The sequence below is a fragment of the Cypionkella sp. genome (assembly GCF_028290025.1).
GTDB lineage: Bacteria > Pseudomonadota > Alphaproteobacteria > Rhodobacterales > Rhodobacteraceae > Cypionkella.
Window position 1 is genome coordinate 14,943 of record NZ_JAQGKQ010000045.1, and the last position, 14,434, is coordinate 29,376.

The 14,434-nt window shown below is 58.8% G+C and carries 12 protein-coding genes; 9 read left to right on the top strand and 3 right to left on the bottom strand.

Features of this window, described 5'->3' with window-relative positions; all coding sequences use genetic code 11:
• Positions 1-29: 29 nt before the first annotated feature.
• From tsaE to trxA, 6 genes are read left to right on the top strand one after another with little or no spacing between them, the layout of a single operon-like run.
• Positions 30-500: a tRNA (adenosine(37)-N6)-threonylcarbamoyltransferase complex ATPase subunit type 1 TsaE gene (gene tsaE / locus JWS10_RS05775; RefSeq protein WP_299505454.1), complete on the top strand. Its 471-nt coding sequence runs from the start codon at positions 30-32 to the stop codon at positions 498-500.
• Positions 497-1,507, top strand: a complete 1,011-nt coding sequence (locus JWS10_RS05780; RefSeq protein ID WP_299505455.1) for a phosphotransferase — start codon at positions 497-499, stop codon at positions 1,505-1,507. Before tsaE ends, JWS10_RS05780 begins: the two co-directional genes overlap by 4 nt.
• Positions 1,489-2,169 (top strand): nucleotidyltransferase family protein, encoded by a 681-nt coding sequence (locus tag JWS10_RS05785; RefSeq protein ID WP_299505456.1) that lies wholly within the window; start codon positions 1,489-1,491, stop codon positions 2,167-2,169. Before JWS10_RS05780 ends, JWS10_RS05785 begins: the two co-directional genes overlap by 19 nt.
• Positions 2,162-5,137 carry a double-strand break repair protein AddB gene (addB, locus tag JWS10_RS05790; RefSeq protein ID WP_299505457.1) on the top strand — a complete coding sequence of 992 codons (2,976 nt, stop codon included), beginning with the start codon at positions 2,162-2,164 and terminating at the stop codon, positions 5,135-5,137. Before JWS10_RS05785 ends, addB begins: the two co-directional genes overlap by 8 nt.
• Positions 5,134-8,466: a double-strand break repair helicase AddA gene (addA, locus tag JWS10_RS05795; RefSeq protein ID WP_299505458.1), complete on the top strand. Its 3,333-nt coding sequence runs from the start codon at positions 5,134-5,136 to the stop codon at positions 8,464-8,466. The genes addB and addA overlap by 4 nt, the downstream gene beginning before the upstream one ends.
• Before the next feature lie 58 nt (positions 8,467-8,524).
• Positions 8,525-8,851 carry a thioredoxin gene (trxA, locus tag JWS10_RS05800; protein WP_299505459.1) on the top strand — a complete coding sequence of 109 codons (327 nt, stop codon included), beginning with the start codon at positions 8,525-8,527 and terminating at the stop codon, positions 8,849-8,851.
• A gap of 44 nt (positions 8,852-8,895) precedes the next feature.
• Here the strand turns inward: trxA and JWS10_RS05805 are convergent, their stop codons facing one another.
• Positions 8,896-9,753, bottom strand: a complete 858-nt coding sequence (locus JWS10_RS05805; RefSeq protein ID WP_299505460.1) for a hypothetical protein — start codon at positions 9,751-9,753, stop codon at positions 8,896-8,898.
• 96 nt (positions 9,754-9,849) lie between these two features.
• Between JWS10_RS05805 and hslV the strand changes: the two genes are divergently transcribed.
• The gene (hslV, locus tag JWS10_RS05810) at positions 9,850-10,407 is read left to right on the top strand and encodes an ATP-dependent protease subunit HslV (protein WP_299505462.1); all 558 of its coding nucleotides are present in this window, start codon (positions 9,850-9,852) and stop codon (positions 10,405-10,407) included.
• Between the two features lie 55 nt (positions 10,408-10,462).
• Here the strand turns inward: hslV and JWS10_RS05815 are convergent, their stop codons facing one another.
• Positions 10,463-10,945, bottom strand: a complete 483-nt coding sequence (locus tag JWS10_RS05815; protein ID WP_299505463.1) for a pyridoxamine 5'-phosphate oxidase family protein — start codon at positions 10,943-10,945, stop codon at positions 10,463-10,465.
• Positions 10,946-11,049: 104 nt separating this feature from the next.
• Here JWS10_RS05815 and hslU point away from each other — a divergent pair, with 104 nt between their 5' ends.
• Together hslU and JWS10_RS05825 are read left to right on the top strand one after the other, a co-directional pair.
• The gene (gene hslU / locus JWS10_RS05820; RefSeq protein ID WP_299474867.1) at positions 11,050-12,345 is read left to right on the top strand and encodes an ATP-dependent protease ATPase subunit HslU; all 1,296 of its coding nucleotides are present in this window, start codon (positions 11,050-11,052) and stop codon (positions 12,343-12,345) included.
• Positions 12,346-12,643: 298 nt separating this feature from the next.
• Positions 12,644-13,750, top strand: a complete 1,107-nt coding sequence (locus tag JWS10_RS05825; RefSeq protein ID WP_299505464.1) for an alpha/beta fold hydrolase — start codon at positions 12,644-12,646, stop codon at positions 13,748-13,750.
• Positions 13,751-13,841: 91 nt separating this feature from the next.
• On the opposite strand, the gene JWS10_RS05830 is transcribed toward JWS10_RS05825, so the two are convergent.
• Positions 13,842-14,432 (bottom strand): Smr/MutS family protein, encoded by a 591-nt coding sequence (locus JWS10_RS05830; RefSeq protein ID WP_299505465.1) that lies wholly within the window; start codon positions 14,430-14,432, stop codon positions 13,842-13,844.
• Positions 14,433-14,434: the final 2 nt, after the last annotated feature.

Genomic DNA, 14,434 nt, shown 5'->3' on the forward strand with positions numbered 1-14,434 from the left:
GCGGTTAGGCGCGATAGACTCGCGATATGATGCAGCTTGGTTCCGTCTTTGCCTATTTGCCCTCGGAAGAGCACACCGCCGAACTCGGCCGATGGCTTGCCCCGCGGTTGAAAGCTGGTGATTGCTTGCTGCTGGATGGCGCGATCGGCGCTGGAAAAAGCCACTTGGCCCGCGCCCTGATCCGCACCCGATTGGGTCGCATGGAAGACGTGCCCTCGCCGACATTCACTCTGGTGCAAACATACCAAGCCGATGTCGAGATATGGCACGCCGATCTTTACCGGCTATCCCACCCGGACGAGGTTGCCGAACTGGGCTTGGAAGACGCGTTCTCGCAGGCCATTTGCCTGATAGAATGGCCGGACCGTCTGGGTGCATCCCTGCCGCCAAACGCCATTCGGTTAAAACTGTCTACACAATCAGATGGCCGCCGCGTGGAATTAACCGCACCGGACCATCCCGAGTTGCTCGTAGAGTTTGCGCAAAGTTGGCCGGAATGAGCGACCGCATCGCCTTATCTCAACGCTTCATAGAAAGTGCCGGCTGGGGGGGCGCTGAACGTCGTTTCCTCGCCGGCGATGCCTCGGATCGCAGTTATGATCGGCTGATACGCGGCGCGCAAACCGCTGTTTTAATGGACGCTCCGCCGGGCCAAGGTGATGATCCAGCGACTTTTCTGACAATTGCGGCGCATCTTTCGACCATCGGCCTGTCCGCGCCAGCCTGCTACGCTAGCGATCTCGAAAACGGCTTTTTGCTGCTTGAAGACCTTAGTGACAAAATCTTCGCTCGCGTTATGGAAACAGCGCCTGCCCTTGAAATCCCGCTGTACACCGCCGCGACCGAAGTGCTCGCGCATCTGCAACGCCACCCTCCCGCGCCTGATTTGCCAAACCTCTCGGCTGCCGATTGGGCTGAGGCCGCCTGCTTTTCGCTCGATTGGTATCGCTTTGCCATCACCGGCACCCGCACTTACCCCACCGATTTTCGCCAAGCCGTGACAGATGCGATGACCCGCCACGCCGATGCCGCGCGCGTGATGATTTTGCGTGATTACCATGCCGAGAACCTGCTTTGGTTGCCAAATCGCGCCGGCATCGCGCGCGTGGGTCTGTTGGATTTTCAACTCGCCCAACTGGGTCAACCCGCCTACGATCTCGTCTCGTTGCTACAAGATGCACGCCGGGATGTTTCGCCCGACACTGAGACTGCGATGATCCGCACATTCTGTGAACTTACGGGCACCAACCATGCCGAGTTCGGTTTTGCCTACGCCGCAATCGGTGCCCAGCGCGCCCTGCGGATTTTGGGGATTTTCGCCCGACTTTGCCTTCACGGCGGCAAGCCTGGCTATCTTGCTCTGATGCCGCGCGTCTGGTACCAGCTTCAACGCAATCTCTCGGCACCGCAGCTTGGCCCCCTCGCCAAAATATGCACCAGGCTTCTGCCCGAACCTACCCCCGAAGCTCTTGCCAAAATAGGTGCCCAGTGCGGCCACTTCCGCTAATGCTGTTTGCTGCGGGTTTCGGCGCTCGCATGGGCGCCCTGACCGCTCATCATCCAAAACCGATGATCGAAGTGGCGGGCAAGGCTCTGATTGACCACGCCTTGGCGGTCGCCGATCAGGCTGGCATCGCCAAGATAGTGATCAATCTACACTATTTGGGCGATCAAATTGCAAGCCACGTACAGCATCGCGACATCGCCCTGTCGTGGGAGCCTGAAATTCTCGAAACCGGCGGCGGCTTGAAGGCCGCGCTGCCGTTGTTGGGCGATGGTCCAGTTTTAACTATGAACACCGACGCCGTGTGGAGTGGGCAGAACCCCCTGACTCAGCTGCTAAACGCTTGGGATCCTGAAGAAATGGACGCTCTGCTTTTGCTGCTTCCCGCCTCTAAAGCTTTAGGTCATATCGGCGCTGGAGACTTCCTACTCGACGCCGAAGGAAGACTTTCCCGCGCAAACCAGACGGATTCCCCGATCTATCTGGGCGCACAAATTCTTAAGACTGGTGGCTTACAGGCAATATCAGAGCGGGTCTTCAGCCTCAACCGGCTTTGGGATCGCCTCATCGCCGAGCGCCGCGCCTACGGCATAATTCATCAGGGGGGCTGGTGTGACGTCGGTCGGCCTGAGGGCATCGCACTGGCAGAATCTCTCCATGTTTAGCCCAGACGCGCCGCGCATATTCGCGCTGCCGCCGGGGGCGGATTTCCCGGCTCAGCTGGTATTGGGTTTAATCGAGCGCATGGCCGCGCAGCCACCCGAGGCTATGGCACGCGTCACTGTTTATTTGAATACCGCCCGAATGCGACGCCGCGTCGTACAACTTTTCACCGAACAGGGGGCTCGGTTTTTGCCCCGCCTGCCGCTCGTTACAGATCTTGCGCAAGACCCGACCCTTGCTTTGGCCGCCCCGGTTCCCCCGCTGCGCCGACGCCTTCAAATGGCTGAACTCATTGCCAAATTGCTTGATGCGCAACCTGATCTCGCTCCTCGTTCTGCCCTGTATGATCTGGCCGATAGTTTGGCCAATTTGATGGACGAGATGCAAGGTGAAGGCGTTTCCGTTGAGGCTATTTCCGGTCTGGATGTCTCGACCCACTCCAAACATTGGGAAAGAACTCAGACCTTCCTGCGCATCGTCGCCCCGCTCTTTACAGAACCCACTGACGCTGAGTCTCGCCAGCGCCTCGCGGTGCAGCACATCGCCCGACTCTGGCAGAGCAATCCGCCCCAAAACCCGGTTCTGATCGCAGGCTCTACCGGTTCGCGCGGCACCACCGCATTGTTCATGCAGGCCGTTGCAACGCTTCCACAGGGTGCGTTGGTACTGCCCGGTTTCGATTTCGACACCCCATCGAGCGTCTGGCAAGCGATGGACGACGCCCTGACCGCCGAAGATCATCCGCAATATCGCTTCCGTCATCTGGTGGATCTGCTTCAGATCACACCCGGTGGCATTAAGCCTTGGCGCAACACCCAGCCGCCCGACCCGGACCGTAACCGACTGATTTCGCTGTCGCTTCGTCCGGCTCCTGTCACCGATCAATGGTTGATCGAAGGCCCCCATCTGCCCGATCTGCCCGCCGCTACCGCGAATCTGACGCTGATCGAGGCCGCCTCACCACGCGCCGAAGCTCTGGCCATCGCTTTAATTCTGCGTGAGGCGGCGGAGGCGGGCACCAAGGCCGCACTCATCACACCTGATCGCAATCTGACCCGGCAAGTCACAGCTGCCTTGGATCGCTGGGCTTTACTGCCCGACGATTCCGCAGGCCGTCCGCTCGCACTTTCCGCTCCTGGCCGTTTTTTGCGTCACACTGCCGCTTTGCTTGGTCAGAGACTGACCGCCGATAGCCTCCTCACTGTGCTAAAACATCCGCTCACAGCCTCAGGCCCAGCGCGTGGCCCGCATCTGCGCTTCACCCGTGACCTTGAACTCAAGTTGCGTAAGAAAGGCCCGGCTTTTCCGACAACCGCAGACCTTCTGGCTTGGGCCGAGGCGCGTCGGGACGATGCTTTACCGTGGGCGCATTTCGTCGCGACCAGTTTCGAAGACCTCGATCAAGTTGCGCGCCGCCCATTGACCGAGCATGTCGCTCATCACCGCGCCCTATCTGAGGCTTTGGCGCGTGGCCTCGATCCCAGCGGCAGCGGTGATCTTTGGAATAAAGCCGCCGGCATTGAGGCTTTGGCGCTGGTGGATAATCTGTCCGCCGAGGCCCCATATGGCGGCACCTTCTCAGCCGCAGAATATCGCGATCTGTTTGAGTCGCTGGTGAACAAAGGCGAGGTTCGCGAACCGGTGCAGGCGCATCCCAACATAATGATCTGGGGCACGCTGGAAGCCCGCGTGCAGGGTGCAGAGCTTGTTATTCTTGGCGGTCTGAACGACGGCATCTGGCCGAAAACACCTCAGCCTGACCCGTGGCTGAACCGCTCGATGCGCAAAAAAGCGGCCCTGCTGTTGCCAGAACGCCAGATCGGCCTGTCGGCGCATGACTACCAACAAGCCATCGCCGCGCCTCGCGTCATCTTGTCTCGTGCCGTCCGCAATGCCGAGGCCGAGACCGTGCCAAGCCGCTGGCTCAACCGGTTGATGAACCTGATGGATGGTCTGCCGCAGCGCAATGGCGGCCTCGCTTTGGTAGAGATGCGCGCGCGCGGTGCCGAGTGGCTGGCCCTGGCTCGCGCCTTGGAACAACCGACTGTCGAGCAAACAGCCGATCCCCGCCTGCAGCCTGCCAACCGTCCAGCGCCGCAGCCCCCTATCGCCGCGCGCCCGGCGAAATTGTCGCTGACCAATATCGAGCGACTGATCCGCGACCCCTATGCCATTTATGCCCGCTATATTCTGCGGCTCCACCCGCTTGACCCGCTGCACCAAGCTCCAGACGCCCGAGATCGCGGTATTATCGTGCATGAAGTGCTGGAGCGATTTGTGAAAACACGCCCCGAAAACGAAAACCGTGCCGAGGCCCGCGCACGGCTGCTCACCCTCGCCCGCGAGGTGCTTGCCGAAGAATCCCCCTTTCCCTCCGCCCGCGCGCTTTGGCTGGCCAAGCTTGACCGCGCCGCTGATCATTTCCTGACCCAAGATGCCAAGCACGGCGGCACCGCGCTTGCGATCGAAACCAAAGGCGCGCTGAAGCTCGATGGTTTGGATTTCACGCTGTTTGGCACTCCCGACCGCATCGACCGCCTTCCCGACGGCACTTTGCAACTCATCGACTATAAAACCGGTGCCGCCCCCACTGCAGCGCAGCAGAAAACCTACGCCAAGCAACTGCTCCTTGCCGCAGTGATGGCGGATCGCGGCGGTTTCGCTGATCTGGGGGCCTCTCGCGTGGCCAAGATAACCTATATCGGACTCGGCAGCGGGGAAGATGTGGTTGAGACCGAAATTACCGAAGCCTTACTGACCGAGCATTGGGATAAACTGCTTGCCCTGATTGCCCGCTATTTCCGCCGGTCCACAGGCTATACGGCGCGCCGCGCTCTATTTGAAATTCGCCACCCCGGCGATTACGACCACCTTTCGCGCTTTGGCGAATGGGAAATGTCTGATCGCGCAGTTGCTGAAATGGTTGGGACAGAAGTTGTTGAACCCGCAACGCCGGAGGGCAATGAATGAGCCGCAACGACGCCTCTGAACGCCAGGTTCAAGCCTCTAACCCCGCCGATACCGTCTGGCTTTCCGCCAATGCGGGCTCGGGCAAGACCCGGGTGCTGACAGACCGCGTTGCCCGCCTGCTTTTGCGCGGCGTTGAGCCGCAACATATCCTCTGCCTGACTTACACCAAGGCCGCAGCGACCGAGATGCAAAACCGGCTGTTCCGCCGCTTGGGCGAATGGGCGATGAAGCCCGACACCGACCTGCACCGCGCCCTCGCCGATCTGGGTGACGATACCCGCCATGATCCGGGCGCTCTTGCCAAGGCCCGGCAATTGTTTGCCCGCGCCATTGAAACCCCCGGCGGCCTTCGCATCCAAACCATCCACAGCTTTTGCGCCACGCTGCTGCGCCGCTTCCCTCTGGAGGCTGGTGTTTCGCCACAATTCACCGAGTTGGATGACCGCGCCGCCCGCCTGCTTCGCGAAAACATCGTCGAGGAAATGGCCGAGTTCCGTGCGCCGCAAGTGATCGCCGAAGTGGCCCGCGCCTACACAGGAGAAGATTTCGCCACGTTGATGGAGCATGTTTCGTCCAAACGCGCCGGCTTTCTCAACCCGCTAAGCGAGGATCAGGCCCGCGAATTATTCAACGTTCCCAGTTGCGAAACAGCCGATACAATTCTGGCCGACGTCCTGCTTGGGTACGAGGCTGACCTCATCGCCAACATCTTGCCAGCGCTGAAAAACGGCGGCTCAACCGATAGCAAAACCGCCAATACGCTCGCAGCGCTGAATTTGGACAGCCCCAGCCTTTCCACTTTGGCCGCGCTGGAAAACGCTTTGCTGTTCGGCGCAAAAGCAGCGGCCCCGTTCTGTGCAAAAATCGGCAAGCTGCCGACCAAGCCGACGCAGGCATTACTTGGCAATCACCTGCCTCAACTCGACGCGCTGATGCTGCGCGTTGAAGCGGCCCGCCCGCGCCGCATCGCCCTGCAAGCCGCGCTAAAAACAGCGATCCTGCACCGATTCGCCTCGGCTTTCTTGCCGCTTTATGAGTCCGCGAAGTCTGCCCGGGGATTCCTTGATTTCGACGATCTGATCACCCGAGCCAAAGCTCTGCTAACCGATCCATCGGTCGCGGCATGGGTGCTGTTTCGGCTTGATGGCGGCATTGACCACATTCTTGTCGACGAAGCGCAAGACACCAGTCCCGACCAATGGCAAGTGATTGAACTGCTCGCCGCCGAGTTTACCGCAGGCCAAGGTACGCGCGATGAGACCCGCACCCTGTTCGTGGTCGGTGACAAAAAGCAGTCGATTTATTCCTTTCAGGGCGCTGACGTGGCGGCGTTTGATGAGAAGCAATCTGATTTTGGCACTAAGTTCCACTCTGCGCAGAAAAACTTCGTCCGGCTTGATCTCGAATATTCCTTCCGGTCTTCTGCTGCTATTCTGCGCGTGGTTGATGAGACTTTTGGTGACCGGTTTCCGAAAGCCATGGGCGCTTCCGTTCGGCATCTCGCTTTCAAATCAGATCTGCCGGGGCGGGTCGATCTATGGCCGTTGCTAGAGAAATCCGACGATCCCAAAGATGAAAACTGGGAAGATCCGATTGATCTAGTTTCGGAGACTCATCACACGGCGCGTTTGGCAGAGCAAATAGCCAACTATATCAACGCACTGATTGACGCAGGCACGCAAATCCCGGTTGATAAGGCAGAAAATCCTAATCAAAGTCGCCCACTTCATGCCGGTGACGTTTTGATCCTAGTGCAACGCCGCTCTGCTCTGTTTGCCGAAATCATTCGCGCCTGCAAGAAAGCCGATCTTCCGATTGCAGGCGCAGATCGCCTGAAATTGGGCGCTGAGCTTGCCGTCAAAGACCTTGCGGCGTTGCTGTCCTTCCTCGCTACTCCTGAGGATGATTTATCGCTCGCAGCCCTACTCCGCTCTCCGCTTTGCGGCTGGACTGAGGCAGAGCTTTACAGTCTTGCCCAGCCCCGCAAGGGATTTCTGTGGGAAGCACTGCGAGACACCAAGACCCACCTTAATACCCTTGCGATGCTGCAAGATCTCCGCGATCAAGCTGACTTTTTGCGTCCGTACGATCTTATCGAACGCGCGCTGACCCGTCACGACGGTCGCCGTCGTTTGCTGGCTAGGCTTGGGCCCGAGGCCGAGGATGGCGTTGACGAATTCCTCTCCCAGGCCCTGGCGTTTGAGCGCAGCGAAGTGCCAAGCCTGACAGGTTTCATAATTTGGCTGGAAACTGATGACATTGAGGTCAAGCGCCAGATGGATAGCGAAGGCCACCGCATCCGCGTAATGACCGTCCACGGCGCGAAGGGCTTGGAAGCCCCGTTGGTGATCCTGCCCGATACCGGTGATCGCAGCCCGCAAGATCGAGATGAGATTTACGCGTTGGATAACGGTATCCCGGTCTGGAAAACGCCGTCCGACCATAGCCCCGCACCGATTGTCACGGCCCGGGGGCTTCGCAAAGACAAAAGCGAGGAAGAAAGTTTGCGGCTGCTTTACGTCGCGCTTACCCGCGCCCGCACTTGGCTGATCGTTTGCGGTGCTGGCGAGGCAAAGAAGGAGGGCGCGTGGCATAAGCTGGTCGCGCAAGGCATGCAGGCCGCGGGGGCTCATCCCATTTCGGGCGGTGCGGTGCGTCACAGCTTCGGCGACTGGCCGGCTTCCATTCCAAAACAGTCTCTAATGTTGCCGAAATTGCCCGAGCTCCCCGCTTGGGCAACCCAATCTGCCACTGCCCCGACACGTCCCGCACAACTCTTATCACCCTCTGATCTCGGAGGCGCAAAGCTGTTGGCAGGGGAAACTGATGGCTCTGGCGAAGACACTGCTAAGGCGCGTGGCACTGCGCTGCATCTTCTGCTCGAGCATCTGCCCACCACTCCTCGCGCGGATTGGCCGACCGTTGCCGCGGCCCTTGTTCCCGATGCTTCCCAATGCAGCGCTCTTTTGCCCGAGGCCGAAGCCGTCCTGACCGCCCATCCGTATATTTTCGCGCCGGAATCTTTGGCCGAGGTCGCTTTCACCGCCAGCCTCAACGGCCAGCCAATGCTCGGGACGATCGACCGTCTGCTGATCGCGCCCGATCACATCCTCGCCGTCGATTTCAAATCCAACCATCGCGTGCCCACCAATCCCACCGAAACCCCCGAGGGCATACTGCGCCAGATGGCCGCCTATGCCGAGGCTCTCCGACAGATCTATCCCGCCCACCGCATCGACACCGCAATCTTGTGGACGCGCACCGCCACGCTGATGCCACTGCCCCCCGATATTGTGAGGGCCGCTATGCAACGCGCCACTATCCCTTGACGCGCGCACCAGCCGTGCCTAGGTTCAATGCCTGTCATTTCCCCTAGGAGATCCCATCATGGGTGCCAATACCGTCGCCGTCACCGACGCTACTTTCGACGCCGAAGTTCGTAAATCGGACATCCCGGTCGTCGTGGATTTCTGGGCCGAATGGTGCGGCCCTTGCCGTCAAATCGGCCCAGCTTTGGAAGAACTTGCCGCCGAATACGCTGGCAAAGTCAAGATCGTGAAGATCAATGTCGATGAAAACCCGGATAGCCCGGCCGCCCTTGGCGTCCGTGGCATTCCGGCGCTCTTTCTGTTCAAAAATGGCGAAGTTGTCTCCAACAAAACCGGCGCTGCTCCGAAAGCCGCGTTGGCCAATTGGATTGCCACAGCGCTCTGAATCTATACAAGCTCGATCAAAGGCTCCCCTCGGGGGGCCTTCGTTCAGAGCGGCCAGCCATGTTGGCGCAACCGCGTCAAGACCAGCGCATCACGATCCTTGCCCACCGCGCACAGCGCTTGTTGCTTGAAAAACCAGTGCAAATAATCCGCATGGGACTGGGTTTGATGCACCGCTTCAAATGCCCCCGCGACCCCCAGCCTGTGCACCGATGCTGCGATATGGTGAAAATCAATCCGCGCAAACAGCACCGCTGGCTTGTCTGCAAATAGCCCGGTCAGCGCCATCGACGAGTTCTCGGTCACTACATAATCGCACCCCGCCAACCACGGCAGCGAGCCTTTCACCAACTGAAACCGCGCAATCCCCCGCAACGCCTCTAGTTCTGGCGTCGTATAAACCTCGCGCGGATGCAAGGTCGCCACAATCTGCCGCACCGGGTCCGCAGCCAAAGTGGCCTGGATCATCTCAATCGGCGAGGCCGTCTGAAAATGCCTTCGCTGCAACAGCTTGCCCTGCAGCGGCATAAAAATATACCCACCGTTAGCGATACTTAGCCCGCGAAACAGCCGCTCTCGCCAATAACGCTGGAACCAAGCTTGGCCCGGCTTGCCGGGAAACCGCGACCCCGCAACCTGCCAGTCCCAACGATCATTCGTCGCTTCAATCCGGTAATATTGATCAAGATAACAGCGCCTTAAACTAAGGCAACAAGGCCCCTCAACCGCACGATTGTAGACCAAATGGTACCCGTCGCCGCCAACCTCCGTCTGGGCCTCGGCATAGCGAACCTGCCAGCCCGCAGCCCTCACCACACTCACCACAGCGCCAAAAATCCCGATACTGGCCTCGGCTTCGGCGCGCTTGCCCACATCCAAATAAAAAGTCAGTACTCGCTTCATTCTGCCAAACTAGGCGTATTCCTCCAAAGCCACCAGCCACGCGCTTGCGCCCGCTCCAGTGCCCTTCCATATAATGCTGAGCAAATGGAGATCGAGATGGCTGAAGACAAATTCCCCGGTTGGCATGGCACCACTATTCTCGCCGTTCGCCGTGGTGGCGAGGTTGTGGTCGCAGGCGACGGGCAAGTGTCGTTGGGAAATACAGTTATCAAAGGATCTGCCCGCAAGGTGCGCCGCCTGTCTCCCGGCGGGCACGATGTTGTTGCAGGCTTTGCAGGCTCGACAGCCGATGCCTTTACCTTGCTGGAGCGGCTGGAGAAAAAACTGGAAGCCGCTCCTGGTCAACTCGCTCGGGCTTGCGTGGATTTGGCGAAGGACTGGCGGATGGATAAGTATCTGCGCAATCTTGAAGCGATGCTGATCGTCACCGACGGTCGCGATCTTTACGTCATCACCGGGGCCGGAGACGTGTTGGAACCAGAGCACGACATCGCAGCGATTGGTTCGGGCGGTAATTTTGCGTTGGCCGCAGCGCGCGGTCTAATGACAACAGATCTTCCGGCAGAAGACATCGCTCGTCGGGCAATGGCAATTGCGGCCGAGATTTGCGTTTTCACAAATGGCAACCTGACGGTGGAACGCATTGCGCGGTAATCTATGCAAAAAGGCCAGCCCTAAGGCTGGCCATCTGGCGGCAACGCAACCAAGGCTAAGACAGCGAGACTTTCGCCACGTTGTCTTTATAATCGGTCTTCGGATCAATTCCGAACAGCATTTTGATGCCAGCAACAAGGCTCGATCCGTCTTTCCAGATTTCAGCTTGATCGGGCTCCATGCGCAGCAGAACAAGCTTCGGGTCGTCTTTGCCCTCGTACCAAGCGGCGACGAAGGGATTCCAAAGCCGATCAATGACCGCACGGTCATGGCTGGTGGAGAGTTTGCCATGCACGCTGGCGAAAATATCGTGGCCTTTAGATTGGAACGTCGCAATAGCGCGGTCGCTGGTACCAATTTTGCGAACCAACTCACTGTCCGTGCTGGCGAAGAACCAGATTGGGCCGCTTTTGCCTTCAATCTGCGCCGTCATCGGCCGCGTATGGCCTTCGTCAACGCCAACAAGGCCCAGCATCATGGTGCGGTCCGAGTCGAGGGCGCTCCAAAAATCCGCTTCAAGCTCTTGGGGGTCTTGCATGGTGTATCCTCCGAATTGTTTAAGCCAAACCAACGTGCGGCGCGTCAGATGGTTCCGGTGGTCCGGGCTCCGATGGCTCGCGCCCTGCCGCAGAGGAGATCAGCATGACTAACCTCACTCCACGTGAAATTGTTTCCGAACTAGATCGGCATATCATCGGCCAGCGTGACGCAAAGCGCGCCGTGGCGGTCGCTTTGCGTAACCGTTGGCGGTGTCGCAATCTGCCTGACGATATTCGCGATGAGGTCTATCCGAAGAATATCCTGATGATCGGGCCGACGGGCGTGGGTAAAACCGAGATCGCCCGCAGGCTGGCCAAACTCGCGAAGGCGCCGTTCTTGAAGGTTGAGGCCACCAAGTTCACCGAAGTTGGCTATGTGGGTCGCGACGTGGACAGCATCATCCGCGATTTGGTCGATGCTGCGATGATCGATACCCGCGCGCGGATGCGGGAGGATGTGGCGGCTAAAGCGAAGCAGGCGGCGGAGGAGCGGGTTGTTGAAGCTCTGGCTGGCAAAGATGCCCGCGAGCAGACGCGTGAAATGTTCCGCGGCAAGTTGCGGCGCGGCGAGTTGGATCAGACGGTGATCGAACTTGAGATCGCCGATGCAGCACCCGCGATGCCGATGATGGGCGGGCAGGGTATGGAAATGCAGATGCAAGGTCTGCAAGATCTGTTCAAGGCTTTCGGAGCGCGGACCACGCGCAAGAAAGTCACCGTCGCCGACAGCTATGATCTTCTGATCGGCCAAGAGGCTGACAAGCTGCTGGATGATGAGGCAGTCAAGTCGGCGGCTCTGGCTGCGGTTCAGGAAAACGGCATCGTGTTCTTGGATGAGATCGACAAGATCTGCGCGCGGGCGGATGCTCGGGGGGCGGATGTTTCACGTGAAGGGGTGCAGCGGGATTTGTTGCCACTGATTGAGGGCACCACGGTTTCCACCAAATACGGTCCGGTAAAGACCGATCATATCCTGTTCATCGCGAGCGGCGCCTTTCATGTCGCCAAGCCTTCGGATTTGCTGCCGGAACTTCAGGGCCGCTTACCGATCCGGGTCGAACTGGCTCCGCTGACGGAAGGTGATTTCGTGCGCATCCTGACGGAGACGGATAATGCGCTGACCCGGCAGTATGCGGCGCTGATGGGGACGGAAGATGTTACGGTTTCTTTCACGACGGATGGCATCGCGGCGCTGGCTCGGATTGCGGCGGAGGTCAACAAGTCCATCGAGAACATCGGGGCGCGCCGGCTTTACACGGTGATGGAGCGGGTGTTTGAGGAGTTGTCCTTTACCGCACCAGATCGGGCTGGCGATGAAGTAGTCGTCGATGCCGATTTTGTCGAGAAACATCTGGGCGCGCTGTCGCGGTCCGCTGATATTTCCCGATACGTTTTGTAAGGGTCCGCTTGTAAGGGTCCGCGATCCTGTCCACGCGTGAACAGGGTCGCGTCTCTTATCATTTCAATGGGTTAACGGGGTATCATTAACGGATTATTAATCTTTGGTCTCTGCTGCCCCTTTTTCGTATAGATTCAAACGGACTCGGTTAACAATTCCTGAAGAAAATACCCAACATATTGATAAATATAACAAAAATTCTTGCGCCACGCGTAGACACCTCGATTTCTGCACCTGCAACATAACGTCACTTGACCATACCTTTGAAACTCTCGATTTTGGCCCCAAAAGGCGCATAATGATCCGGTATTTTCTCACCCTCACACTGACTTTGATGCTGGCCTGCTCCCCTCGCGGCCATGTCACCCTCGACCCTCAAGCAGCCAGTGTCGGGCAGGTAGAGAGCATCTTTATCGGCACCACACGCAAGCAAAATCAAGATGGCTCTTTCGGAACCTATCGTTCAGAAGAAGTCAAATTCGCGCGCTATGATGTTTCAGTCCCGCCGGATCGCAAGCTGGGCCAGATCAACTGGCCGCCCCGTCACGGCAAGGCCGACCCGGCGAAGCATTTCCTGACCACTGATGAGATCGTCTATCAAAACGATCTGCCGTTCCGCAAAGATTTGAAAGCCGAATTGGCCGCGAATGGCGGCGAGGCAGTTATTTTCGTGCACGGCTACAACAACAATTTCTCCGAAGGGGTGTATCGGGTCGCCCAGTTTGCGCATGACTTGAAGCTGCCGGGCGCGGTGGTTCACTATGCTTGGCCCTCGGCCGCTGAACCGCTGGGCTATGCTTACGACCGCGATTCTGCGTTGTTTGCGCGGGATGGGTTGGAGTCTTTAATGCATGAAGTTGCAGTCGCGGGGGCGAAGCGGATTTTGATTGTGGCGCATTCGATGGGCGCGGGCCTGACGATGGAGGCATTGCGGCAGACGGCGATCCGGGGAGACAAGAAGACGTTGGATTTGATTGGCGGGGTGATCTTTATCTCGCCGGATATTGACGTCGATGTGTTCAAAATCAGCGCCCATGCGATGGGAAGGCTGCCGCAGCCGTTTGTGATTTTTGGTTCTGACCGCGATAAATATCTGCGTTTGTCGGCGCTGATGACTGGCCAGGATGAGCGGTTGGGGTCGCTGAAGGATGTATCGCGGGTGGCGGATTTGAAGGTGACGTTCATGGATGTCGGGGCGTTTTCGAAAGGCTCGGGGCATTTTGTGATGGGGGATTCGGCGGCTTTGATTGCTATTTTGGACCGCTTGGGCGACGTTTCTAGCGCGTTTGAAGCAGATCGGAGGGCGCGGATGGGGCTGCTGCCGGGGGTGGTTTTGTCGGTGCAGAATGCGACTCAGATTGTGTTGCGGCCTGTGGCAACGGTGGCTTCCGATTTGACGCGGTAAGGTGTGCCCACACGCGGACATGATTTTTTGTGATATTTATCAACTAGTTGCTTTTTGCGTTAAGCGTTTATTAACCGCCGCCCACTTGGGCTTAGCGCCGACGCAGATAGATGTAATAGGCACCAGAGCCGCCGTGTTTCAGGTGGGCTTCGGTGATTTGCAGCACGGCTGGGCCAAGCGGCGGCAAGCGCAGCCATTGCGGGACCTGGTGGCGCAGCGCGCCCATGCGCTGTGGGATCGGGCCAACGTCATGGCCGCGCTTGCCCTTTCCGGTGATCACCAGAACCAGCCGCATCCCGGCGCTTTGAGCGTTGAGGATGAAGCGGATCAGTTCTGGATGAGCCTCGGACAGTGTCATGCCATGCAGGTCAATCCGAGCCTCAGGCGAGAGTTTGCCACGGGTCATTTTGCCGTGGGTTTTAGCATCCATTTGCAGCGGTGCGGCTGCCAGACTGTCTGGCAGGCTCGGCAAAATATCGTGACCGGGTTTGGTCCGGGACTTTTCGCCTAAGCGGAACAAGGGCAGGCGCGGCGTGGCCGGGGCTGCGGTTTGGGTCGGCTGCGGCTTTGGCTCGACGGGTTTTACGAACACATGACCCATTGGATGCATCGGCTTGGCGGTGCGGGCGACGGCTTGCCAGATTTCCTGTTCGTCGGGGTGCAGGGTGCGACGGCGGACCATGA

Coding starts and splice junctions, on each gene's coding strand:
- tsaE (WP_299505454.1), top strand. CDS start 30: ATGCAGCTTGGTTCCGTCTTTGCCTATTTGCCCTCGGAAGAGCACACC.
- JWS10_RS05780 (WP_299505455.1), top strand. CDS start 497: ATGAGCGACCGCATCGCCTTATCTCAACGCTTCATAGAAAGTGCCGGC.
- addB (WP_299505457.1), top strand. CDS start 2,162: ATGTTTAGCCCAGACGCGCCGCGCATATTCGCGCTGCCGCCGGGGGCG.
- addA (WP_299505458.1), top strand. CDS start 5,134: ATGAGCCGCAACGACGCCTCTGAACGCCAGGTTCAAGCCTCTAACCCC.
- trxA (WP_299505459.1), top strand. CDS start 8,525: ATGGGTGCCAATACCGTCGCCGTCACCGACGCTACTTTCGACGCCGAA.
- JWS10_RS05805 (WP_299505460.1), bottom strand. CDS start 9,753: ATGAAGCGAGTACTGACTTTTTATTTGGATGTGGGCAAGCGCGCCGAA.
- hslV (WP_299505462.1), top strand. CDS start 9,850: ATGGCTGAAGACAAATTCCCCGGTTGGCATGGCACCACTATTCTCGCC.
- JWS10_RS05815 (WP_299505463.1), bottom strand. CDS start 10,945: ATGCAAGACCCCCAAGAGCTTGAAGCGGATTTTTGGAGCGCCCTCGAC.
- hslU (WP_299474867.1), top strand. CDS start 11,050: ATGACTAACCTCACTCCACGTGAAATTGTTTCCGAACTAGATCGGCAT.
- JWS10_RS05825 (WP_299505464.1), top strand. CDS start 12,644: ATGATCCGGTATTTTCTCACCCTCACACTGACTTTGATGCTGGCCTGC.
- JWS10_RS05830 (WP_299505465.1), bottom strand. CDS start 14,432: ATGGTCCGCCGTCGCACCCTGCACCCCGACGAACAGGAAATCTGGCAA.